This window comes from Shimia sp. NS0008-38b, assembly GCF_040370365.1.
Taxonomy (GTDB): Bacteria; Pseudomonadota; Alphaproteobacteria; order Rhodobacterales; family Rhodobacteraceae; genus Shimia.
Genome location: NZ_BAABWQ010000004.1, coordinates 534272 through 556782 on the forward strand (window position 1 = coordinate 534272; position 22511 = coordinate 556782).

20 protein-coding genes are annotated in these 22511 nt (G+C 55.4%); 8 read left to right on the forward strand and 12 right to left on the reverse strand.

What is annotated here, in order from left to right:
* Nucleotides 1–24 precede the first annotated feature (24 nt).
* Nucleotides 25–510, forward strand: a complete 486-nt coding sequence (locus tag ABWV47_RS19355) for a VOC family protein (protein ID WP_353314922.1) — start codon at nucleotides 25–27, stop codon at nucleotides 508–510.
* A gap of 219 nt (nucleotides 511–729) precedes the next feature.
* Nucleotides 730–2634, forward strand: coding sequence for a PhoX family protein (locus tag ABWV47_RS19360; protein WP_353314924.1), 1905 nt, complete (start codon nucleotides 730–732; stop codon nucleotides 2632–2634).
* Nucleotides 2635–2784: 150 nt separating this feature from the next.
* Here the strand turns inward: ABWV47_RS19360 and ABWV47_RS19365 are convergent, their stop codons facing one another.
* The 7 genes from ABWV47_RS19365 to ABWV47_RS19395 form a co-directional block, all read right to left on the reverse strand.
* Nucleotides 2785–3513 (reverse strand): SDR family oxidoreductase, encoded by a 729-nt coding sequence (locus tag ABWV47_RS19365; RefSeq protein ID WP_353314926.1) that lies wholly within the window; start codon nucleotides 3511–3513, stop codon nucleotides 2785–2787.
* Entirely contained in the window at nucleotides 3510–5042 is a 1533-nt protein-coding gene (locus ABWV47_RS19370) for an ATP-dependent DNA helicase (protein ID WP_353314928.1), read from the reverse strand. Before ABWV47_RS19370 ends, ABWV47_RS19365 begins: the two co-directional genes overlap by 4 nt.
* A gap of 241 nt (nucleotides 5043–5283) precedes the next feature.
* Entirely contained in the window at nucleotides 5284–5982 is a 699-nt protein-coding gene (locus ABWV47_RS19375) for a substrate-binding periplasmic protein (RefSeq protein WP_353314930.1), read from the reverse strand.
* A 447-nt stretch (nucleotides 5983–6429) separates the two neighbouring features.
* Nucleotides 6430–7317: a YghX family hydrolase gene (gene yghX / locus ABWV47_RS19380; protein ID WP_353314932.1), complete on the reverse strand. Its 888-nt coding sequence runs from the start codon at nucleotides 7315–7317 to the stop codon at nucleotides 6430–6432.
* Nucleotides 7318–7595: 278 nt separating this feature from the next.
* Nucleotides 7596–8114, reverse strand: a complete 519-nt coding sequence (locus ABWV47_RS19385) for a hypothetical protein (protein WP_353314934.1) — start codon at nucleotides 8112–8114, stop codon at nucleotides 7596–7598.
* Nucleotides 8115–8240: 126 nt separating this feature from the next.
* A complete protein-coding gene (gene ccrA, locus ABWV47_RS19390) occupies nucleotides 8241–9527 on the reverse strand; it encodes a crotonyl-CoA carboxylase/reductase (RefSeq protein WP_353314936.1) in 1287 nt (428 codons plus the stop codon).
* A gap of 151 nt (nucleotides 9528–9678) precedes the next feature.
* A complete protein-coding gene (locus tag ABWV47_RS19395) occupies nucleotides 9679–11037 on the reverse strand; it encodes a 1-acyl-sn-glycerol-3-phosphate acyltransferase (protein ID WP_353314938.1) in 1359 nt (452 codons plus the stop codon).
* A 192-nt stretch (nucleotides 11038–11229) separates the two neighbouring features.
* Between ABWV47_RS19395 and ABWV47_RS19400 the strand changes: the two genes are divergently transcribed.
* The 6 genes from ABWV47_RS19400 to ABWV47_RS19425 all read left to right on the forward strand — a co-directional run bounded on the left by ABWV47_RS19400 (nucleotide 11230) and on the right by ABWV47_RS19425 (nucleotide 17994).
* Complete coding sequence (locus ABWV47_RS19400; protein ID WP_353314940.1) at nucleotides 11230–13236, forward strand: methylmalonyl-CoA mutase family protein; 2007 nt, start codon at nucleotides 11230–11232, stop codon at nucleotides 13234–13236.
* Nucleotides 13237–13412: 176 nt separating this feature from the next.
* On the forward strand, nucleotides 13413–13727 hold the full coding sequence (locus ABWV47_RS19405; protein ID WP_353314942.1) for an H-NS histone family protein: 315 nt from the start codon (nucleotides 13413–13415) through the stop codon (nucleotides 13725–13727).
* A 188-nt stretch (nucleotides 13728–13915) separates the two neighbouring features.
* Nucleotides 13916–14620 carry a purine-nucleoside phosphorylase gene (deoD, locus tag ABWV47_RS19410; RefSeq protein WP_353314944.1) on the forward strand — a complete coding sequence of 235 codons (705 nt, stop codon included), beginning with the start codon at nucleotides 13916–13918 and terminating at the stop codon, nucleotides 14618–14620.
* 110 nt (nucleotides 14621–14730) lie between these two features.
* Nucleotides 14731–15396, forward strand: coding sequence for an alpha/beta hydrolase (locus tag ABWV47_RS19415; protein WP_353314946.1), 666 nt, complete (start codon nucleotides 14731–14733; stop codon nucleotides 15394–15396).
* Between the two features lie 181 nt (nucleotides 15397–15577).
* Entirely contained in the window at nucleotides 15578–17185 is a 1608-nt protein-coding gene (locus tag ABWV47_RS19420; RefSeq protein ID WP_353314948.1) for a hypothetical protein, read from the forward strand.
* Between the two features lie 224 nt (nucleotides 17186–17409).
* Entirely contained in the window at nucleotides 17410–17994 is a 585-nt protein-coding gene (locus ABWV47_RS19425; RefSeq protein ID WP_353314950.1) for an HNH endonuclease, read from the forward strand.
* Nucleotides 17995–18161: 167 nt separating this feature from the next.
* On the opposite strand, the gene ABWV47_RS19430 is transcribed toward ABWV47_RS19425, so the two are convergent.
* The 5 genes from ABWV47_RS19430 to ABWV47_RS19450 all read right to left on the reverse strand — a co-directional run bounded on the left by ABWV47_RS19430 (nucleotide 18162) and on the right by ABWV47_RS19450 (nucleotide 22468).
* A complete protein-coding gene (locus ABWV47_RS19430; protein ID WP_422064759.1) occupies nucleotides 18162–19013 on the reverse strand; it encodes an urea carboxylase-associated family protein in 852 nt (283 codons plus the stop codon).
* 68 nt (nucleotides 19014–19081) lie between these two features.
* Nucleotides 19082–19516 carry a DUF4399 domain-containing protein gene (locus ABWV47_RS19435; protein WP_353314954.1) on the reverse strand — a complete coding sequence of 145 codons (435 nt, stop codon included), beginning with the start codon at nucleotides 19514–19516 and terminating at the stop codon, nucleotides 19082–19084.
* Between the two features lie 69 nt (nucleotides 19517–19585).
* Nucleotides 19586–21226, reverse strand: coding sequence for an FAD-binding dehydrogenase (locus tag ABWV47_RS19440; protein ID WP_353314956.1), 1641 nt, complete (start codon nucleotides 21224–21226; stop codon nucleotides 19586–19588).
* A gap of 130 nt (nucleotides 21227–21356) precedes the next feature.
* Nucleotides 21357–21509: a hypothetical protein gene (locus ABWV47_RS19445; RefSeq protein ID WP_353314958.1), complete on the reverse strand. Its 153-nt coding sequence runs from the start codon at nucleotides 21507–21509 to the stop codon at nucleotides 21357–21359.
* Nucleotides 21510–21688: 179 nt separating this feature from the next.
* Nucleotides 21689–22468 carry a succinate dehydrogenase iron-sulfur subunit gene (locus ABWV47_RS19450; RefSeq protein WP_353314960.1) on the reverse strand — a complete coding sequence of 260 codons (780 nt, stop codon included), beginning with the start codon at nucleotides 22466–22468 and terminating at the stop codon, nucleotides 21689–21691.
* Nucleotides 22469–22511: the final 43 nt, after the last annotated feature.

The following is a 22511-nucleotide window of genomic DNA, read 5'->3' on the forward strand; positions in this document are numbered from 1 at the left end:
TTTGCTGCAGCAAAGGAGACACATATGAACGACACATACGCCCCCTCCGCCCGCATAGGTCATGTACACCTCAAAGTGGCAGATCTTGATCGTGCAATCCAGTTCTATGCCGACACGCTGGGCTTTGAAGTGCAGACACGGCATGGCAATGACGCGGCATTTCTGAGTACGGATGGATACCACCACCATATCGGCCTGAACACATGGCGCAGCAAGGGCAGCACACCGGCACCGGATCACCACACGGGCTTGTTTCACACAGCCATCCTATATCCCAGCCGCGCCGATCTTGCTGTTGCAGTCCAACGTGTGATTGATGCTGGCTTTCCAGTGATGGGGGCGTCCGATCACGGCGTGTCAGAAGCCATCTACTTCAATGATCCAGACGGGAACGGTGTGGAACTCTACCGCGATCGCGATGCCGCGGAATGGCCCCGCCATGCAGATGGCAGCCTTCAAATGTACAGCCGCCCGCTCGCCCTTGAGGCTCTCCTGTCTGAAGCCGCCTAAAACAAGGCTCTCCCGCCCTCTTTGAGGCCGCTCCTTTTCCGCTCCCAGAGGCGCACGAAAAGCATGGGCACCGCGTTGCGCCTTTGGGGATTTCGGCGCGGTTCCGCTCAAAATCGACGGTCACAAAACTGAAGCCTTCTTGTCACGAATCTGAATCCACGGTTTTCTAAACCCTCAGCAACACCAACGGGCTTTGCCCACCCAGCCGAGGAGCCAGGAATGTCCGCTGACTTGCCCAATGATGACCTGTCATTTGATGAAATTGACGAACTGATCTCGCCACGTGCCGAAGAAACAGATTTTGACCGCGTGGTGGAAACCGCCCTGTCGCGCCGCGGCTTCTTGGGGGGCGTGATGACCTTTGGTCTCGGATCCTTCCTCGTAGGCACCACCGCTTTGACCCGTGACGCTTTGGCCGACGGCCATGCTGATCGTTTTGGTTTTGCGCAGATCGCGGCCAACACGGATGACACCATCACGGTGCCTGAAGGCTTTGAGTGGCAACAGGTTGTGACTTGGGGGGATCCCCTGTTCGCAGATTCCACGTCCTTTGATGAAGCCACCCGCGGCACGGCCGCCACCCAGGCTCGCGCCTTTGGCGACAACAACGATGGCATGTCGATCTTCACCAAAGACGGCCGCACCGTTATGGCAATCAACAACGAATACACCAACCGCAAGGTGCTGTGGGGCAACAACCCAGACGCCAAATGGGCGACAGCTGATGACGTTAAAAAGGGCATGAACGCGCACGGCGTGTCGATCTTTGAAGTGGCGCGCGACGATGCCGGCAACTGGCAGGTTGTGGTCGACAGCGGCCTAAATCGCCGCATTTTACCTGAGACCGACATGGACCTGACCGGCCCTGCCGCGGGCCATGATCTGCTAAAGACGCATGCTGATCCAACCGGCACCACGACAAAAGGAACATGGAACAACTGCGGCAATGGTGAAACGCCTTGGGGCACCTACCTGACCTGCGAGGAAAACTTCAACGGCTATTTCTCGGCCGCAGATGAAGCCCATGAAGTTAGCGCAGAGTTGGCCCGTTACGGCGTGTCCTCCAAAGATTGGGGGTACGGCTGGGCCAGCGTGGATGACCGCTTTGACGTCGCCAAAAACCCAAACGAGCCAAACCGCGCGGGCTACATCGTTGAGATCGACCCGTTTGATCCCACATCCACGCCCAAGAAACGCACCGCTCTGGGCCGCTTTAAGCATGAAAACGCGGCTGTGGCACTGGCACCAAACGGCAAGGCTGTGGTCTACCTAGGTGATGATGAGCGCGGAGAATTCCTCTATAAATTTGTCTCCCACGGCACCTATTCTGCAGCGGGCAACAACAGCGATTTGTTGGAGAGCGGCGACCTGTTTGTGGCCAAATTCCACGACGATATGCGCGGTGAATGGCTGGCTCTGACGCCGGAAACCACCGGCATGAGCGACGCTGAAATTCGCATCCATACCCGCCAAGCGGCCTCAAGCGTCGGTGCAACAACAATGGATCGCCCGGAATGGGTTGCGGTGAACCCAACTAAAGCTGAAGCGTATGTTGCTCTAACCAACAACAAAAACCGCGGCAAGAAACCCAACGCCGGGGGCGATGACACCTCCGCCAATGCGGTCAACCCACGTGTGGAAAACCACTATGGTCAGATCGCGCGCTGGATGCCCGACGATGAGGATCACAGCTCTCACGGGTTTTCCTGGAATCTGTTCGCGCTGGCCGGGAATCCCGATGTCCACGATGATGCATACGCAGGCAGTGAGAACATCAACGCTGGGAATATGTTCAACTCTCCGGATGGCATGGCGTTTGACAGCACAGGTCTGTTGTGGATCCAAACCGACGGCAACTATTCTAACGAAGAAGATTTTGCAGGTATGGGCAACAACCAGATGCTGGCAGGCGACACCGTGACCGGCGAAATACGCCGCTTCTTGGTTGGCCCAAAGGAATGCGAAGTCACCGGTGTTTGCTGGTCCCCTGACCGCCGCACAATGTTTGTGGGTATTCAGCACCCAGGCGAGCGCGGCAACTCTCACTTCCCGGATGGGGGCAAATCATTGCCACGGTCCGGTGTCTTCGCGGTACGGCGCGTCGACGGCGGCCTGATTGGCTAAGCAAAAAAACGCTTCGGGGCGTTCGCGCCCCTGAAAGCACCAAAGATTGGCACTACCAAAAGACCTTTTCAGAAGCCCTTTTTAGCATCAGACCTTTCGCCCCCGACCTCCCTTGGTCGGGGGTTTTCTTTGGCTCGCTCAGGCGATGGATCACCCCCGGCCGATGTAGGCCATCTTTGTCGCCATAACGGTCATGAACTGAACATTTGCCGACAGCGGCAACTCCGCCATATGCAGCACGGACCGGGCCGCATCCTGCACATCCATTGTGGGGTTTGCTTCTCGCCCTTCCGCCACCAAACGCGCGTTGAGATCGGAGACCATATCCGTTGCCGCATTGCCGATGTCGATCTGCCCGCAAGCGATGTCATAGGGCCTTCCATCAAGCGACAAAGAGCGTGTCAGCCCGGTGATTGCATGTTTGGTCAGCGTGTAACACACCGCCCCCTCGCGCGGGACATGTGCTGCCAACGACCCGTTGTTGATGATCCGCCCCCCTTGTGGGGCTTGGCGGCGCATTTGTGCGAAGGCCAGTTTGGCGGCGATGAACATGCCGCGCACGTTCACGTTCAGCACCTGATCAAACCCACCAAGATCAATCTCATCAATCGGTCCCGCAGGGCCAAACATCCCTGCATTGTTAAAAAGCGCATCCAACCGTTCTGTGCGCGCCACAAACCGCGCAAATGCGCTCTCCATAGCGGCGGCATCCGTCACATCCGCCACCAGAGGCACCGCGTTCTCATGCGCCGCCGCCAAATCCTTTAGCTTGTCTTCACTGCGCGCCAACAGGCCCACCCGCCAACCAGCGGTCAAAAATGCCTCAGCTGTGGCGCGACCGATGCCTTGGCTTGCGCCAGTCACAATGATGCTCTTCATGCGGTTTCCTCCTGCACCTCCAACGCCAGCGGTGTTGGCGCCACGGTCAAATCCTCTACCGTAAGCGGACCTGTCGGCTTGGCCAAACGGTTGCGCACAACCCAATGAAGACGCTCACTTGCACGCGTAATTGCCACATAAGCCAGCCGCTTCCACAAAGGTTGCCCCGCTTCGTTTCGGTTCATCCGTGCCGCCACATAGAGGTCAGGCGCGAACACCTGCACGTTCTCCCATTGGCTGCCCTGCGCCTTGTGAATGGTCACTGCCGCGCCATGCAAAAAGGTCGCCCCCATGCGTGCCGCGTAAGGAATAAAAGGCTCTTCCTCGTCCGGCATCTCGATCTTCACAATCGAGGCCGCAGACACGCGTGGATCTTCCGCCCCCATCACATGCAACCGTGAGAAGCCCGGCTTTCGACCGGGACCGAGGTAAATGACCTGCGCGCCTTTGATCAAACCGCGCGCTTCCAAGTCGAGCCGCTTCTTGCGGTGTTTCATCGGAAGCTCAATCCCATCACAGATCAGCGGCTCCCCTTCCAGCAATGCATCTTCGGGCGCGTCATGCACCTGTCGAAACGCATTGATCAGCCGGATACGGGTGGCATTGCGCCACACCAAAACCGGGCTGCGCGCCATCAAATCCACCTCAACCCGCTGTGCACATTGCACCCGATCATCGCGGCGTGCGGTGTCCTCCACCATGCGCTCAAAATCTTGAAACTGCAGCTGCGGGTCTGCGAGCGCATGCGCCAGATCAAGGATCGGATTATCGGCGTCTTGGCGGTGAATACGTTCCAGATTGTAAATCGCAGGCGCAGGCAACTTATCAAACACCATCGTGCCTGATTGGTTCACTGGGGCCAACTGCGCCGGATCACCAAACAGCACCAGCGTGCTGAAGATTTCTTTTAGGTCCTCAAACTGCTTGTCATCCAGCATCGAGCTTTCATCGATAAACCCGATATCAAGCGGATCATCCCGACGTTTCCAACCGGTGATAAAATCACTGCCCCGCAGCCCCGCCGCCGCCAAGGCACCCGGAATGGATTTATGTATCTTGTAAAACGCTTCCGCCCGATCCAAGGCCTCATCGGTCAGCCCCTCAATCTCCGGCCGTTCGCCTTTCTCGGCCAACCACTCCGCGATCTTCTCATATTCGGGATCGTAGACCGGCGTATAAATGATCCGGTGAATGGTGGTCGCGGGCACACCCCGCATCCGCAAAACACTTGCCGCCTTGTTGGTTGGCGCCAGTATGGCCAGCGTGCGGTGATCTTTCTTACGCTTGCCTTCATAGTCGCCAGAAACGATATCCACGCCGGCGCCCTCAAGCGCTTTGACCATCTCCGCCAACAACAGCGTTTTGCCAGACCCAGCTTTGCCAGTCACAGCGGCAATCGCCTGTTTGCCCTCGGTTGCAGGGGTCAAAACCCCCTCGTCCAAATCCACCCCAAGCCCTTTGAGCAAGGAGGAAATGTTGTCAAAGGCCTCGGCCTGATCATGGCTAAAAGTAACGGATGTGCTGCTCATGGCGCGACCCTACAGGGGGCGGCGAATGGGGGCCAGCGGATTTCCAACCCGCTTTCGCAAAGGCCGCGCTTGGCACAGTAAGGAAGCAAATACACCCAAATGTTGGGGAGGCACTGCAACCCTATGGAATATGATCGACTTGATCAATTCAGCCCCAAAAGGACGCGGATTTTCCAGCCCGCACAAAAAGGCCCCCGACCCAATGACCGGAGGCTCTTAAGTAGCGTAGCAGGGTCAGGACTTACTTCGCATGAGTGTCCCACGCGTCGCGCAATGAAGCACCGTCCGGGTGCTGGCGGGAGAACAAGACGTACACTGGAGCGGAGCGCACTTCCGCTGCCTGACGGATATCCCCGGCCTGATCACCAAGCACATCATGGAGAGACATCTCACCAACCACTTGGTTCTCAATCAGAACATCTGCACGGCCAGATTGCAGCATCTTCCACGCGCTTTCCGGTGACGTCACCGTCCGCATGTCCATGCCACGGTTTTGATACTCTGCCTCATACCAATATCCGGAATAGCCAATCACTGTGAGCCCCTGCGCCTGAATGTCATCAATGGAGGACACATTCAGACCATCAGGATACTTGGTGTGGCTGTAGAAAATCACATCTGTTTGAGCGTCCACCGGCACCTCGGGATAGTAAAATTCATCAATGCGATCGTCGGTGCGAGACCAGGAGAACGTTGCAACGAAGTCACCTTTCTTGGTCATCTCAAAGGATCGTTTCCACGGCATGTACTCCAACTCAATGTCATACCCCGCAGCTTTCATGACCTCCCGCACCCGTTGTGTGTGCAGGCCACTTTCCGGCAACTCAGAGCCGATATAAGGGGCCCACTCGCCTGCCGCAAAAGTGATTGTTTCGGCCGATGTAGCGACAGAACCCGCAACAGATATGGCAAGCGCTGAGAGGGTGATTTTGATGTTCATTGTGACACTCCACTAAAAGATCCATCCAAAGCCCTAAGTCGGAGTCCTTTCCAAAAAATGAAATGATGAAACAAGAAATGGTTTGACAAATTTGCACTCACCCACCCGTTGAGGCCATGCCTTGGTTTTTGCTCACGAGACAGGCGTTGAAACGGTCGGCTCCCTCCAACAGGTTTGATCGAACGCGCGGTGAACATCTCTGCGCTACGCCACCTGCAAAACTGGGACCGCAAAGTACAAAACGGCTGCCAACCCAACAAAAACCCCCGAAACCTTGCGGCTCCGGGGACTTGAGAAGAAAAACGGGGAACCGTTTGCCTGTTCACGCGCTGTTTGTCTGCCCGATACACATTGCCCCGTGTACGCAGGCCACTCGGTTGCGCTTGCGCCAACTACGGACATGTTACCCGGCTTATGTGGGCCTCAAATCGCGCCGCGCATCAACGCTCAGCTCAGGTGCTTTTTGAAGTGTGCAAGTGTGCGATCCCACGACAGATTCGCCATCGCTTCATCATAGCGCGGCGTGCTGTCATTGTGAAAACCGTGGTTCGCATCCTTGTAGAAATGCGCCTCAAAGTCCTTGCCATTGGCTTTCAGCGCCGCTTCATACTCCGGCCAGCCAGCGTTCACGCGTTCATCCAGCGCACCGTAGTGCAGCAGCAAGGGCGCCTGAATTTTCGGAACATCTTCGGCAGCGGCCTGCCTCCCGTAATAGGGCACCGCGGCTTTCAACTCAGGATAGGCCACCGCAGCCGCATTTGACACGCCACCACCATAACAGAACCCTGTGATCCCAACATTTCCTGTCGACCCGTCATGCGCCATCATGAACTCCACGGCGGCAAAAAAGTCATTCATCAGCTTGGTGCGATCAACCGTTTTTTGCAAAGCCCGCCCCTCTGCGTCATTGCCGGGATAGCCACCGACGGATGTCAAACCGTCCGGTGCCAAGGCCATATAGCCAGCTTTTGCGAGCCGGCGCGCCACGTCCTCGATATACGGATTAAGGCCTCTGTTTTCATGGACAACAACAACCGCTGGAATCTTACCACTCGCACCCGCCGGACGGACCAAATACCCACGCACCTCCCCGTGCCCGTTGGGCGACGGATACATAATGTATTCCGGCACAATATCTGGATCATTAAAGGACACTTGCTCAGCAAGTGCATAATTGGGAGACATCAACCCAAGGATCGTGGTCGCAGTCATGCCCGCCACAGCAAATTTTGCCGCACGTTCTAAAAACTGTCGTTTGGTGATCATGCCATGGGCATAGTAGTCGTAAAGTTCCAATAGTTCCGGATCAAAATCTTTCGCGGTAAGTCTTTGCATTTCAGTTTCTCCGTTGGACACAGGTGAGAGACGGCGTCTGAAAGTCACGCACTATAAGAGCCTAAAGAACCAGTGTGCGCGAAGAAAACGGGCTGTGTCAAAGCACGGAGTCGCGACCCGGCTGGTGCTGGCCGATCAAGTGAGGGGTGAGTTCACCTCAAAGCGAGCACACTTTTATCGCGATCGCACTCACGCACCTTCGAAATTTCAAGGCCTATGCCTCTGGACAAGTGGAACACATCGGGGGGCTCCCCCCAACGAGAGAGTGTTTCTCTCCGCTAAACTTGTGTGTCTTCAAAATCCCTCAAGAGATCAGAGAGTGCCGACATCTCTTGCGGCTTCAGATCACTTTGGCTCAGGTTTGTCTCTAGCTCTTTGAGCACATAATAGTCCTCTTCGTTGGCAATCCGGCCCTGTTTCAACGCCTTTTTTGCAAGCTTCTTTAAGATCCCTGCTTCCTCAAAGAAGTCAAAGCCCATTTCGGAACGAAACGCGTCAACAAAGCGGGCAACGCTTTCCGCCAATTCTGGGTTGCCAGACGTCGCCCAATAACTCAAATCACTCGCGGCGTGCCCGTACCAGCTTTTCACTTCCTTCAAAGCAATCTTTTCAGAAGCCTGCTCAGACACATCCCAGAAAAACGCGCTTGGCATCACGATCTGATTTAAGTCTTCTTGCGTGACTTGTCCGTTCGCAGCACGCACCCCCTCAATGCGCCAAAGCCTAAAGAACTCCAAACCTTTCAGAAGGCGCGACAACTCATCTCGTGTGTCTTGTCTGTCATTTTTATGACCCATTTGAGCCCCCCCTTTGGCTGAGCGTACCGTCCTCCAGAAACAGAACAACAAAAAAGCCCCCGAAACCTTGCGGCTCCGGGGGCATGAGGAGAAAAACGGGGGAAACCGTTGATCTATCCTTGGAGATTACTTGCCCGCATCGAGCACATCTTCAAGCGTGCGCAACCCGGTCTTGGGCGCCTGCACCAGCACTGACATGTTGCCCGGCTTGTGCTCGTTGCGCAGCATTTTCATATGCGCGTCCGGCAGTTCTGCCCATGGGAAGACCTCAGACATGCAAGGGTCCAAACGGCGCTCCACCATCAACTGATTGGCGGATGAGGCTTGTTTTAGGTGGGCAAAGTGGGAGCCCTGCAAACGCTTTTGGTGCATCCACATGTAGCGCACATCAAAAGTACAATTGAAGCCAGAGGTCCCGGCGCAGATCACAACCATACCGCCCTTTTTCACAACAAAAGTGGACACAGGGAACGTCGCTTCACCCGGGTGTTCAAACACCATATCAACGTTCTTGCCTTTGCCGGTGATGTCCCAGATGGCTTTGCCAAACTTGCGCGCCTCTTTGAACCACTCCGCATATTCCGGTGTGTTCACGGTCGGCAGTTGACCCCAGCAATTGAAATCCTTGCGGTTCAACACGCCTTTTGCGCCAAGGCTCATAACAAAGTCACGCTTGCTTTCGTCAGAGATCACACCAATGGCGTTTGCGCCTGCGGTGTTGATCAGCTGGATCGCATATGAACCCAGACCACCCGAAGCGCCCCAAACCAGAACGTTCTGACCTGGCTTCAGATCATGTGGCTCATGGCCAAACAGCATCCGATACGCGGTCGCCAATGTCAGCGTATAACACGCACTTTCTTCCCACGTCAGGTGCTTGGGGCGTGGCATCAACTGCTGCGCCTGAACCTTTGTGAACTGTGAGAACGATCCATCCGGCGTCTCGTAACCCCAGATCCGCTGGCTGTCGGAATACATCGGATCGCCACCGTTGCACTCTTCATCATCACCGTCATCTTGGTTGCAGTGGATCACAACCTCGTCGCCAACCTTCCAGCGTTTCACTTTATCGCCTACGGCCCAAACGATGCCCGAGGCGTCAGATCCTGCAATGTGGTAAGGTTGCTTGTGCACGTCAAACATAGACACCGGCACGCCAAGACCCGCCCAAACGCCGTTGTAGTTCACGCCCGCGGCCATCACCAGAACCAGCACTTCGTGGCTGTCGAGCTCTGGAACGTCGACCACTTCTTGCAACATCGCCTTATCAGGTTCGCCCTGACGCTCGCGCCGGATCGCCCAAGCGTACATTTGTTTGGGGACGTAACCCATCGGAGGCATCTCGCCCACTTCATACAGGTCTTTTTCTGGGGCCTCATAGGCCGCCAAGGTGCTTTCGGTGTCTAGAGCCATCTTAGCCTCCTGATATCTCGTTTCGCCGCGATGCAGAATCGCGTCCCTGACACCGAGATATCGATGGGAGGGTAACATTGCAACCTTCAAACGGTCTATTTTGTAATTTTATGACCCAGCGGTTGCAGCATTTCTTGCTGCGCTCGCACAGTCACACAATCAAATGCCTTATGGAGTTGGCATAAAACCGCAAAATGTCACTCTGATCTGGGTTCACAGAGAACGCACCGTCACCTTCCACAAGCACCTTTCGACCAACCAAGGTCCGCAAGGCGCCTTCAATCGCCTCTTGTGGCGCATCTCTCATAAATCGGGCCCGATCATCTGGAAGCGACGACAGCAGCGCACCAAAGCGATCATCCACATCGCTGCGCGACAACGGCATTGCGACGCCCTCAAACACCAAAGCCATCAGCGGCACCGGGAGAATTGGCACCACCGCATTGATGCGCCGGATCAGCTCCACTCCCAAAGGTTTGGCCACATCCTGCGTACAGTCTGCGGAAAAAGCCGTCAGCGACACAGGTTCGCCAAACCGCACCGTCGCATTGCCAAACCGATGAATTTTGCCTCTCAGTCGGAAAAGAATTTGCTTAAAGAAGAAGCCGACAATCACACTGATGCGTGCGCGAAACCCTTTTCCCCCATTGGCCGCAGCCTGCAGCAGAATGCGATCCTCAAGGACACGATCATAGTTGATGGCCACAGGCACAAACACCACATCGCGCCCATCTGGCTGGTAGGCATCCGTGATGTATTTCAACAAACCCAGCTTGGGATCCTGTGGGCCGCCATCCAACGACAACCGCCCCTCAGGAAACATCGCCTGCGCCACGCCTGCCTGCGTCGCAAGGCGCACGTATGCGGCCAACACTTTGCGATACAGGTCGTTGCGGGATTTGCGGCGAATGAAGTAAGCCCCCATCGCTCGGATCAACCTGCTCAGTGGCCAGACTCGCGCCCATTCACCAACGGCATATGACAAAGCCGACCGGCGCGCAGCCAAATAGGTCACCAAGACGTAGTCCATATTGCTCTTGTGGTTCATCACGTAGACCACGGTGCTGTCCTGTGGAATGGCATCCAACGCCGCTTCATCCACATGAGTCAAACGCACCCGGTAAAACGCGCGGCTCAGGAATCGGGCAATGCGGATTGCCACCCCAAAATACATGGTTGCCGAGAAAGACGGCACAATCTCTCGCGCGTATCTTTTGGCCGCTTCAAAGGCCACCGCATCGGGAATGCCTTCCTCTGCCGCATGTTCTGCGACAGCGCGTGTCACATCGGGCTGATAGATCAACTGCTGAATCATGTCATGGCGTTGCGCCAACTTAAACGGCTCGATCGGACGTTCCAGCCGTTCATTGACGCGCGAAACCACACGTTCCATGCGCCGCCGGAAAAACCAGCGCACGGAGGGAAACAACAAATGGCTGGCCGCTGTCACAATTGCAAACAGCAGGATCAACACAAAGAGCCAGATAGGGAGTTCAACAGTCGATGTCATGTCCGGACTCTCGCAACTGTCTTTGGTAAGGTAAACATCAAACTCGCGTCGCACTGCAGCAAGACATCAACCTAGCGGAACGCATTTGCCGCAATGCAGCGAATTGACTTACACATGATGTTTCGTTTATCTAACCCCTGACGCAAGATTATTGCCGGGCCACGCCATACCCGCCGGAGAAGGGGACATCCTATGTCGCAGACGCAGCAAAACCAGCCGAAAGACACATCACAGGCGCGCGCCCAAAAGGATCGGCCGTGGTTGATTCGAACCTATGCTGGCCACTCCACTGCCAAAGCCTCCAACGCGCTCTACCGCTCCAACCTCGAAAAGGGCCAAACCGGTCTGTCTGTGGCCTTCGATCTGCCAACCCAGACAGGTTACGACAGTGACCACATTCTGGCGCGCGGCGAAGTGGGCAAGGTCGGTGTGCCTGTGTCGCATTTGGGCGACATGCGCGAGTTGTTTGACCAAATCCCGCTGGAGCAGATGAACACCTCGATGACAATCAACGCCACCGCTCCTTGGCTATTGGCGCTCTATATCGCCATCGCCGAAGAGCAAGGCGCCGACGTGACCAAGCTTCAGGGCACGGTGCAAAACGATCTGATCAAAGAGTACCTCAGCCGTGGCACCTACATATGCCCACCTGAGCCGAGCCTGAAAATGATCGCCGATGTGGCGGAGTATTGTTACTCAAACGTGCCCAAATGGAACCCGATGAACGTCTGTTCGTACCACCTGCAAGAGGCAGGCGCGACTCCGGAGCAGGAACTGGCCTTTGCCCTTGCAACCGCCATTGCCGTACTGGACGCACTCAAGCCGCGCGTGCCAGACGAAGACTTTCCTGCGCTTGCTGGCCGCATTTCATTTTTTGTGAATGCCGGCATCCGTTTTGTCACTGAGATGTGCAAGATGCGGGCCTTTGTGGATCTGTGGGACGAAATCCTGCAAACGCGATATGGTGTCGAGAACCCGAAATACCGCCGTTTCCGATACGGGGTGCAGGTCAATTCATTGGGGCTGACAGAACAACAACCCGAAAACAACGTTTATCGCATCTTAATTGAAATGCTCGCCGTCACACTCTCCAAGAACGCGAGAGCCCGTGCCGTTCAACTGCCTGCGTGGAACGAAGCGCTCGGATTACCGCGCCCTTGGGATCAGCAATGGTCGATGCGTATGCAGCAAATTATGGCGTTTGAAACCGATCTTTTGGAATACGACGATTTGTTTGACGGAAACCCCGCAGTCGATTCAAAAGTAGAAGAACTGAAAGACGGAGCGCGCCGCGAATTGGCCAATTTGGAAAGCATGGGCGGGGCTATTGGAGCCATCGACTATATGAAATCCCGGTTGGTTGACAGCAACGCAGAGCGGCTCAACCGGATTGAAGCCGGCGAAACCGTTGTTGTGGGGGTGAATAAATTCCAGAAAGGCGAGCCCTCACCCCTGATGACCGGCGACGGCGGCATCATGGTCGTGGACCCAGCGGTCGAACAAGAGCAAATCAACCGCCTAAAAGATTGGCGTACATCCCGTGACAGTATTGCGGTGGAAAACGCCCTTGCTGCCCTGCGAGAGGCAGCTGCCAAAGGACACAATGTGATGCCCGCCTCCATCGCTGCCGCCAAAGCAGGCGTTACCACAGGGGAATGGGCCGCACAGATGCGGGTTGTTCATGGGGAATATCGCGGTCCAACCGGTGTTTCTGGTGCCCCCTCCAACAAAACTGAAGGCCTTGATGACATCCGGGATGCCGTCAACACCGTGTCTGACCGGCTGGGGCGTCGCCTCAAATTTGTAATTGGGAAACCGGGACTTGACGGCCACTCAAATGGAGCGGAGCAAATTGCCTTCCGCGCCCGTGACTGTGGAATGGACATCACTTACGAAGGCATCCGGCTGACACCCGAAGAGATTGTCGCCAAAGCGCTGGAAGATGAAGCGCACGTCGTTGGCCTGTCAATTTTGTCTGGCTCCCACATTCCACTGATCGAAGACCTCATGAGCCGTATGGCCGACGCAGGCCTTGCCGACATACCTGTGATCGTTGGCGGCATCATTCCTGACGATGACGCAGACAGGCTCCGCGCTTTGGGGGTTGCCCGTGTATATACGCCGAAAGACTTTGAGCTGAACACAATCATGCGCGACATCGTCACGTTGGCCGCACCGCCTTCTGTGGCCGCGCAGTAAGAAAAACGCCAAAAGCATCGACATATTTGCAGTTTCAGCGGGTAGGGTTTTCCCTACCCGCAACTTTACCGCGCATATTGCGCCATTTTTTATTAAATTGTCCACAAATGACTTGCTGCAATGGCCGCGCCTCTGCCAGACCGAAAAAGTACTAAGTAAATATGTGGGAACTCAAAATGAAATTGGACGAAATGACTCGCGAGGCGCTTTTGGACCTCCGAGCACAAATCGACATCCAACTCGAAAAGCAAGAAGCGCAACGTAAAGCGGATGCACTCAAAGCTGTTGAGGAAGCCGCCGGTAAATTCGGGTTTTCTCTAGATGAATTGGCAAGTGTAAGCGGAAAACGGAAAGGCAGCCTTATGAAAGGCGTGCCAAAATACGCGCATCCGGAAGACAAAACCAAAACTTGGACCGGCAAAGGCCGCAAACCCAAATGGTTTGATGAAGCACTCGCGGCAGGCATCACGCCTGAGACCATGGAAATCTAGCACAATTCAACGCAGATTAGAAAAGCCGGGCGCCTCAGCGGACCACTCCGCGAACAGGCCCCGGCTTTTTGCTTTTGGACGTATCACTTTCGTGGTTTTTTTGCTTGTGACTGTGATGTAAAGCCCGCCATCTGGGATACTGTTTAATTCGGCCATATGGCCTGCTTCTTTGCGTGAAAGGAAACTCTATGACCGTCCACATCGGCGCCAAACCCGGCGATATTGCCGAAACCGTTTTGCTGCCCGGCGACCCTTATCGGGCGAAATGGGCGGCGGAGACCTTTTTGACCGACGTCAAACTGGTGAACGAAGTGCGCGGCATGCTGGGCTTCACCGGCATGTGGAACGGCAACCGGGTCACCATCCACGGCTCTGGCATGGGCATGCCGTCTCTGTCCATTTATGCAAACGAGCTCATGAAAGACTATGGTGCGCAGACTTTGATCCGCATCGGCTCCTGCGGCGGCATGCAGGAAAGTGTCAAAGTGCGCGATGTCATCATCGCCATGACGGCCACTTCCATTTCCACGCCGTCACGAGGTATTTTCAAAGAAATCAACTTTGCACCCTGTGCGGACTACGGCCTGCTGCGGGCCGCAGCGGATTTTGCGGCTTCCAAAGGCACGCCAACCCATGTCGGCGGCATCTACAGCGCCGATGTGTTTTATGACGAACGCCCAGACCTGAACGAACAGATGACCCGCCACGGCATTCTGGGCGTCGAAATGGAAGCTGCTGAGCTTTACAATCTCGCCGCGCGCCACGGCCGCCGCGCGCTCGCGGTGCTCACCGTGTCTGACCACTTGCTGACCGGAGAGGCGCTTCCCTCGGAGGATCGCGAGAAAAGCTTTGGCGACATGGTGGAAATCGCTCTGGAAGCTGCGTTTGCCTGACGTATATTGGGGCGGCGCAGAACAGCGCGTTGCCCCAAGCCCACACGGTTGCGATAGGTGGCGCGACATGCCACACACGATCTGACAACAGACCACAAAAAGGCCGCTCCATGACCCGTGTATTGCAGACCCTGCGCAAAGAACCCACCTCAGGGGACACCCGTTCCGCAGTGATTTTCCTGCACGGGTACGGCGCAAATGGCGCGGACCTTCTGGGCTTGGCCGATCCGCTGTCCGAACATCTTCCGGACACGCTGTTTTTGTCCCCCGATGCGCCTGAAGAGATTCCCGGTATGCCGATGGGCCGCCAATGGTTCCCAATTCCGTGGATCGATGGGTCCTCAGAAGAGGAAAGCGAACGCGGTATGATGGCCGCTGTGAATGACCTAAACGCCTTTCTCGATGCCGTGATGGTGGACGAAGACCTGCTGCCTGAACAAGTTGTCCTGCTCGGCTTTTCTCAGGGCACGATGATGAGCCTACATGTTGCCCCGCGCCGTGAAGACGCTGTGGCGGGTGTTGTGGCGTTTTCTGGCCGTCTGTTGCAGCCTGATTTGCTGAAAGACGAAGCCATCAGCAAGCCGCCAATCTTATTGATCCACGGCGACCAAGATGACGTTGTCCCTCCCCAATCTCTGCCCGAAGCGGCCGAAGCACTACAGCAAGCCGGGTTCACCGATGTGTATGCGCACATCATGAAAGGCACAGCCCATGGTATTGCCCCGGACGGTTTGGGTGTTGCGCTTGCATTTATGCGTGACAAATTGGGCTTATAAGGTCACGCCTGCCTGTTTTTTTGCCGATTTGTGAGCCCGCAGCAGATTTGGTTTTGGTGCGCGTCCCCTCCTCAGGTAGGAAGGGAACAAATTGATTTGCATTGGACATACCGTGAGACATTTCCACACAACCGCGAAACCCTTTGCCCACTCAACCACCTGGCTCACATCAGTGGCATGCGTGAGCGGTCTAGCGTTGGCATCAACCGTCAGCGCGCAAAGCGCAAACCCGCTGGATCAATGGCCAACCCGCATAGGGTCCTTTGAAACCGGCAATATGTATTCAGCTGGCACATTTGAACTGAATGTGGGCGCCCGCCAAACCAGCCCGGACGATCGGGCGGGTACAGGCAACCAGAATTACCACGGCGGTGGCAGTTACGCATTCAGCGACCGTTTCACCATGGGCCTTGAAGCCCAAAACTATATTGACCCGATTGGCGGTCCGATCGCCGGTCAACCCGGCTTGGGGCCCAGCGGGATCTCTCAGGTCGAAACCACAGAAGTTGCACTTTGGGGCAAATACCAGATCTATGCCACCGACCAACTCTCTGTGACCGGTCTGGTGTCCGCGGAACTTTTCCGCTCGCTCCGCTCTGATCTGTTTGGCGGGTGGAATACACCTCAATCAAACATTGCGATCGGTGCGATCAAAGCGCCGATCACCTACACCTTCTCCCCGAAATGGCAAATTCACCTCACACCGGGCGTGACGGTGATGCCCGATGAGGTCAATGGTGACCGCTTTTACGGAACCATTGTGAGTCTCGGGGCAGGTGTCAGCTACAGACCAAGTCAGAGAATCTCGTTTTTTGGTACGATTGAAGCCCCGCTTTCAGGCGAGAACACCATCGACAGCAGCACGGGGGATTGGGTCAAAGAGCCCGTCTGGACCGCAGGTGGCCGCTACAACGTCACTCCCCGCGTCGCATTGGAAGGCTATGTCACCAACGGCTGGGGCGTCACCCCCGCGACAAGCATCATGACCTTCTGGCCCGATGGGGATCACATCCTTGTTGGTGGACGCCTCGTGTACACACCGGGTGATAAGATAGACGAGAGCTATCGCGTGCTGACATTGCCAGCCACCCAAGCGGAACTGAACGCGCAACAAGACGGCTTTACGCTGGGCACCGCCGCGACTTTGGAGCCTGGGTTCGTGCGAAGCGAACTTTGGTACGGCAGCGGCAACAACGCAGGTGCATCCGTAAATTTCAGCACCGACCGCGACACCGAACTTCAGTTTATCTTTGAACAGTACTCTGACAATTCAACTTCTAAACCATCCATCGTGCCGACCACAGATGTCCGCTACATGCTGGGCCCAAAACTGCGGTTTATGGACCAAGACAATGGCAATCCCTTCTCGCTGGCAGGTCGCATGCTTTACGGGCGCCAGATCAGTTCGGATTCTGTAAAAGTTGGCGTCTTCTACACCGACCTGATTGCCAACTACAAAACCAAGAGCGGCCTGTCGTTCACAGCCAGCCCCAAAATTGCGGCTTGGGGATCAACCGAACTCGTCGGGTTTGGAATGGGATTGGGATATAACTTTGGCAATGGACTAGAGCTGATGGCCGAGGTCACCCCAATCGCGCGTGACGGTGACGAAACCACTTGGGCTGCGGGCGCGCGCTATCACTTTGGCAAATCCGGGTTTTCTGTTGATGCCCAAGCCACCAATGCAATTGGCCGCCAAGGAATCGGTGGCATGATTGCGCAGGATGACACCCGCTTTACGCTGACGTTGTCTAAGACCTTTGATGCCAGCGGTTTGAAGTTCTACTAACACCCCTTACATGAATATGTGATCCTTGCCCCATTTTGGGGCAAGGTGCACGTTTATGGCGCGTTGATATGTCATGAAATCTTCATTGGCGGCTGCCATCTTGCACCTGCATCATGATCGGTGACACCTACGTATATCCTGAGGCTTGTCAGAACTCAGACACGAGATATAGTAGGGATAAGCAAGGTGCTGATCAGATTCCAGCACGCACAGGGAGAGCCCAGATGGACGGCGATTTCAGGACGGAATTCACACGACACCCCGGCGGGTTGAAACATCACCCTGCCCTCGTATTGAACGCTGACTACCGCCCCTTGTCCTACTACCCACTCTCTCTTTGGCCTTGGCAAGATGCCATAAAGGCCGCCTATATGGACCGAGTTGATATTGTCGCAGAATACGACCATGTGGTCCGAAGTCCCTCGACCGAAATACGGATACCCTCCGTGGTTGTTCTCAAAGACTATGTAAAATTGCAAAAGCGCGTGGCCTTCACGCGCTTTAATTTATTTCTGAGGGACGAATTCTGCTGTCAGTATTGCGGCGCAAAAGGTGACCTGACTTTTGACCATGTGGTGCCGCGCGCGGCAGGCGGGGTGACAAGCTGGCAGAACGTTGTGGCAGCCTGTTCACCTTGCAACCTGAAGAAAGGCTCCAAGAGCCTGCGTCAGATTGGCATGAGCCTGCGCAAGCCTCCCCGTCAACCGGGATCAGAAGAGCTGCGCAATGTCGGACGCAAATTCCCGCCAAATTTCCTGCATGAAAGCTGGATGGATTACCTATACTGGGACGCAGAACTGGATGCGTGACCAGTCAAGCGCCCTCTTGGGAGGGCGCTTGGTACTCCAAATCAGGCAGAACTCGTGGCGCGGTGCTTTGCGCCAATAAGACACGTTAACGGCCTAAATAGGCAAAACAGGCGCACCGCCGCAAAACCATCGCGATACAGACGCAATACCGATGCAGCAAAAAAGGGTTAATCCTGACGCCCATGGCTGCGATCATAGCCGTTGACATCTGGTGAGGACCAGCCGTCTAGTGCGCTTGGTTGGGGCGCAAAAACTTCCACCAAAAGTGGATGGCAAGCGGCAGTACTTGAGCTGTGCTCCGAGGAGCAATCCCCACCCGGACAGGCACTCAGCGCCCCCAAAAGGTCGATCTCAGCAAACGCTTCAAGATAGTCCCCAGGGCGCACGGGGCTGGCTTTCATAAAATACTGACCGGTGTCGCGCGTAAACCCGGTACACATGAAAACATTAAGCACATCATGCACATAGGGTTCTGCTTCATGCACTGAAAGACCCGTGTGATCTGCCAAAGCACGGGTCAGATTGGAATGACAGCAGTAGTGATAGTGATCCCCCTTCAGCAAGTTGCCTGTATAGGGGTCACATCGCGTGCCGATCACGTCATGCACCGAGCCTCCGTAGACATCGATACCATACCAGCCGAGCGTATCCGTGGTTAACGTTGCCATCGGGCGCAGCGTCGGGAAACTTGACCACATCCGCTCTCCGGCGGTGATGTGGGTTCCGTGCAAAGCTCTTGTTTTTCCGGAATAAAATCTCTCGTTTAGATCTTTTAGGTTCCAAAGGTTCAGGTCGCCAACTTGGGGACCTTCAACTGATGTGATGCGAAAGAAATGCCCAGCGGGCACCTCAAAACAGCGCGCATCCCGCGCCGGGATCAACACTTCGTCGATCTTGACAGCATCTACCCGCGCCGCCTCATAGAGCGACATCGGCGGCACTGGAAGTGTGTGGTTAGGATAGCAGATCACCGGGGCAATTGCGCGGCGGTCATGGGCGTCGGATGGGGGCAATGGCATATCAGTCATGCCTGTGATCCTGCCCCCAACCAACCATATTTGGCAATGCTGAAAAGACGTTAGCCCAATCACTCCACGGTGATGGTGATCACGTCTGAGGCCACTGGTGGGTTATGCGGCACATGGAATTGATCTCCCAGCACCAACTGCAGAGTGTGCGTACCTGAAGGTAGGTCCAGCATCACCTCAGTTTGCCCCCCGCCAAAGTGGCGATGGTTGTCATCGGTGAACACCCCATTTTCCAGCAAATCCGCATCCTCTGCTCCCTCGCCAAGCGGTGGCCGGTCAATGAAAATATGATGATGTCCGGTGTTGTCTTTCTCTGTCCCAGCAGGTGCAACACCCATGCCGGACAGCCCAAATTGTACCACAAATGGCGACGTAACTGAGTCGCCATCACTGAGGTTGATGAAGTAGACTTTCGCGCCGTCAGGCGCAGGTGTGTCCCCTGCAAACACTGGAGAACACAGAATAAATACTAGTAAAGCGGCAATGGCCCGCATCGGATTTCCTCCCAATACTCATGACAATATCAGGAGGGTAGCATGGATTCGACCAATCTCGTATCTCGGTTAGACCACCCGTCCCACTGCGCGCCCGGAAAAAATGCAGCCCCCCAAGAACGTGCCCTCCAAGGCGTTGTAGCCATGGTAGCCACCGCCGCCAAACCCCGCAACTTCTCCCGCTGCAAACAGACCTTCAAACGGCTGACAATCCGACCGCAACACTTGCCCAGTGACGTCAGTATGCAGCCCCCCCAGAGACTTACGTGTGAGAATATTCAATCGTACCGCAATCAAGGGCCCATTCTCTACGTCCAATATCCGATGCGGCTTAGCTGTGCGGATCAACCGATCCCCTTTATATTGCCGCGCGCCCCGGATCGCTGTCACCTGTGCATCTTTGCAATACTCATTGTCGATTTGCGCGTCCCTTGCCGCGATCTGATCGCGAATTCTCTCAAATTTTACAGGGACATCTGGTGCAAGCTGGTTCATTCCATCAACGAGCATCTCTAAACTGTCAGCAACCACAAAGTCTTCACCATGTTGCTTAAACGCCTCCACCGGCGCCGGTGCACCCTTAGACATCAGCCGTCCTTTGAGCACCTCCAGCCATTTGCCGGATGTCAGGTCAGGATTCTGTTCCGAGCCTGATAATGCAAATTCCTTTTCGATGATCTTCTGCGTCAGAATGAACCAACTGTGCTCATGTCCGGTCGACAAGATACGCTTGAGTGTTCCCAGGCTATCAAAACCAGGCAGGTAAGGTGCTTCCATCCGTACGCCAAGAGCGTCAAACCACATTGATGACGGCCCGGGTAAAATGCGAATACCGTGGTTGGGCCAGATCGGAGCCCAATTGGCCAAGCCTTCGGTGTAGTGCCACATGCGATCTCCATTGATGACACCTGCTCCAGCCCCTTCAGCCACACGTTGCATCTGCCCGTCAACGTAGTCCGGCACCCCCGCCACCATGCGTTTGGGCGCCTTACCCAAACGGTCTGTGGGCCAAAACCGGCGCACCATCTCGTGGTCTCCACCGATGCCGCCAGTTGTGATGATGACTGCCTGCGCGCGGTGTTCAAACTGGCCTAGAATCTCTCTATTGGTCGATTTGCCTCGGCTGGCGTTGTCATCCGCAAGGATGTCTCCGCTAACGCCCACTACAACACCTGCTTGGACAAGCAGATCGGTGACTTTATGGCGAAAGCCAAAAGTGATTGTTCCGGCATCGGCATATTGACGTACAAGCCGTTCAAATGGAGCAACGACCCCAGGCCCAGTCCCCCAAGCTACGTGGAAACGTGGCACTGAATTCCCGTGACCATGTGCCATCTCGCCTCCGCGTTCTGCCCAGCCAACAACAGGAAACCACCGCATGCCAATACTGTGGAGCCAAGGGCGCATCTCACCAGCGGCAAACTCGAGATAAGCCTCTGCAACTTTGCGTGGATTGCTGTCTTCAGGTCGATCAAACTGTGCTGAACCCATCCAGTCACTGCTCGCCAGAGCGTGGGTGTCCTTGATTCCCATCCGACGCTGTTCGGGTGTGTTCACCATGAACAATCCGCCAAGACTCCAGTACGCCTGCCCGCCAAGGCTCTGTTCACCCTCTTGATCCAGCAACAGAACCTGCTTGCCGCGACTTGCCGCTTCTTGTGCCGCCACCAGCCCTGCTAAGCCGCTGCCCACAACAATCACATCGGTCATGACATCTCCTCCCCTTTGCCAAAAGGTTAGCGAGGTGGCCCGATTTAACAAAGCCCAACCTTGCGTCAGCACCGAATGCAAAAAGCGCCCCGAAGAGGGGGCGCTTGCGCAGTTCACCTAAGAAAAGAGCTTATGCCGCTTTGACGTACTCGTAGTAGCTTTCGCTGTCTTTCGAATGCGGAACGGAGCGTAAAGGTTGCATATAGTAGGCGTAGGATTGCTTCAGTAGCTCCAATGCACGCACAGCGAAATCTTCGGTTTGGTTGGTGTTTGAGGCAGACATTGTTGGTCTCCAATCGGCGTCACACCTCCTCCTTGTCCAATAACCTAGGGTCGGCAGTCACCGGAGAAAACACACAGAAATGCAAAGACGTCATGCTCTTGACGCAGGGCTCCATCCGCGGCTCGCGCAACAAAAAGCCCCGCACAAGCGGGGCTTTTTGTTGTTTTTCTGGTTAGAAATCAAACTTGGCGTTCGACCAGCATCTGTTTGATTTCCGCGATAGCCTTCGCCGGGTTCAGCCCTTTCGGACAGGTCTTGGCACAGTTCATAATGGTGTGACAGCGATAGAGTTTGAAAGAGTCTTCAAGCTCATTCAAACGCTCACCTGTGGCCTCATCACGACTGTCGATAATCCAGCGATACGCGTGCAATAGCGCTGCTGGTCCGAGATACTTTTCGCCGTTCCACCAATAGCTTGGGCAAGATGTGGAACAGGAGGCGCACATCACACACTCATACAAACCATCGAGTTTTTTGCGATCATCAATCGACTGGCGCCACTCTTTGGCCGGACGGTTGGTCTTGGTTTCAAGCCATGGCATAATGGATGCATGCTGCGCATAGAAATGCGTCAGATCCGGAATCAGGTCTTTCACCACCGACATATGCGGCAGAGGATAGATTTTCACATCCCCTTTGATCTCATCGAGCCCGTATATACAGGCCAATGTGTTAATCCCGTCGATGTTCATCGAGCAAGAACCGCAAATTCCTTCGCGACACGAACGCCGGAATGTCAGCGTCGGATCAACTTCGTTCTTGATCTTGATCAGCGCGTCCAGAACCATGGGGCCGCATTTGTCCATGTCGAGGAAATACGTGTCGACTTGCGGGTTTTTTCCGTCATCCGGGTTCCAGCGATAGATCTGGAACTTGCGCACATTTGTGGCCCCTTCTGGCTTGGGCCAGGTCTTGCCAGTTACAATCCGGCTGTTCTTGGGGAGGGCAAATTCGACCATGGTCTTTCCTTCCTATCCGTGGGAGCGCGCAATGCGCCTACCT

Excerpts from the sequence above, each read along its gene's own strand:
- ABWV47_RS19355 (WP_353314922.1), top strand. The coding sequence starts at position 25 with ATGAACGACACATACGCCCCCTCCGCCCGCATAGGTCATGTACACCTC.
- ABWV47_RS19360 (WP_353314924.1), top strand. The coding sequence starts at position 730 with ATGTCCGCTGACTTGCCCAATGATGACCTGTCATTTGATGAAATTGAC.
- ABWV47_RS19365 (WP_353314926.1), bottom strand. The coding sequence starts at position 3,513 with ATGAAGAGCATCATTGTGACTGGCGCAAGCCAAGGCATCGGTCGCGCC.
- ABWV47_RS19370 (WP_353314928.1), bottom strand. The coding sequence starts at position 5,042 with ATGAGCAGCACATCCGTTACTTTTAGCCATGATCAGGCCGAGGCCTTT.
- ABWV47_RS19375 (WP_353314930.1), bottom strand. The coding sequence starts at position 5,982 with ATGAACATCAAAATCACCCTCTCAGCGCTTGCCATATCTGTTGCGGGT.
- yghX (WP_353314932.1), bottom strand. The coding sequence starts at position 7,317 with ATGCAAAGACTTACCGCGAAAGATTTTGATCCGGAACTATTGGAACTT.
- ABWV47_RS19385 (WP_353314934.1), bottom strand. The coding sequence starts at position 8,114 with ATGGGTCATAAAAATGACAGACAAGACACACGAGATGAGTTGTCGCGC.
- ccrA (WP_353314936.1), bottom strand. The coding sequence starts at position 9,527 with ATGGCTCTAGACACCGAAAGCACCTTGGCGGCCTATGAGGCCCCAGAA.
- ABWV47_RS19395 (WP_353314938.1), bottom strand. The coding sequence starts at position 11,037 with ATGACATCGACTGTTGAACTCCCTATCTGGCTCTTTGTGTTGATCCTG.
- ABWV47_RS19400 (WP_353314940.1), top strand. The coding sequence starts at position 11,230 with ATGTCGCAGACGCAGCAAAACCAGCCGAAAGACACATCACAGGCGCGC.
- ABWV47_RS19405 (WP_353314942.1), top strand. The coding sequence starts at position 13,413 with ATGAAATTGGACGAAATGACTCGCGAGGCGCTTTTGGACCTCCGAGCA.
- deoD (WP_353314944.1), top strand. The coding sequence starts at position 13,916 with ATGACCGTCCACATCGGCGCCAAACCCGGCGATATTGCCGAAACCGTT.
- ABWV47_RS19415 (WP_353314946.1), top strand. The coding sequence starts at position 14,731 with ATGACCCGTGTATTGCAGACCCTGCGCAAAGAACCCACCTCAGGGGAC.
- ABWV47_RS19425 (WP_353314950.1), top strand. The coding sequence starts at position 17,410 with ATGGACGGCGATTTCAGGACGGAATTCACACGACACCCCGGCGGGTTG.
- ABWV47_RS19430 (WP_422064759.1), bottom strand. The coding sequence starts at position 19,013 with ATGCCATTGCCCCCATCCGACGCCCATGACCGCCGCGCAATTGCCCCG.
- ABWV47_RS19435 (WP_353314954.1), bottom strand. The coding sequence starts at position 19,516 with ATGCGGGCCATTGCCGCTTTACTAGTATTTATTCTGTGTTCTCCAGTG.
- ABWV47_RS19440 (WP_353314956.1), bottom strand. The coding sequence starts at position 21,226 with ATGACCGATGTGATTGTTGTGGGCAGCGGCTTAGCAGGGCTGGTGGCG.
- ABWV47_RS19445 (WP_353314958.1), bottom strand. The coding sequence starts at position 21,509 with ATGTCTGCCTCAAACACCAACCAAACCGAAGATTTCGCTGTGCGTGCA.
- ABWV47_RS19450 (WP_353314960.1), bottom strand. The coding sequence starts at position 22,468 with ATGGTCGAATTTGCCCTCCCCAAGAACAGCCGGATTGTAACTGGCAAG.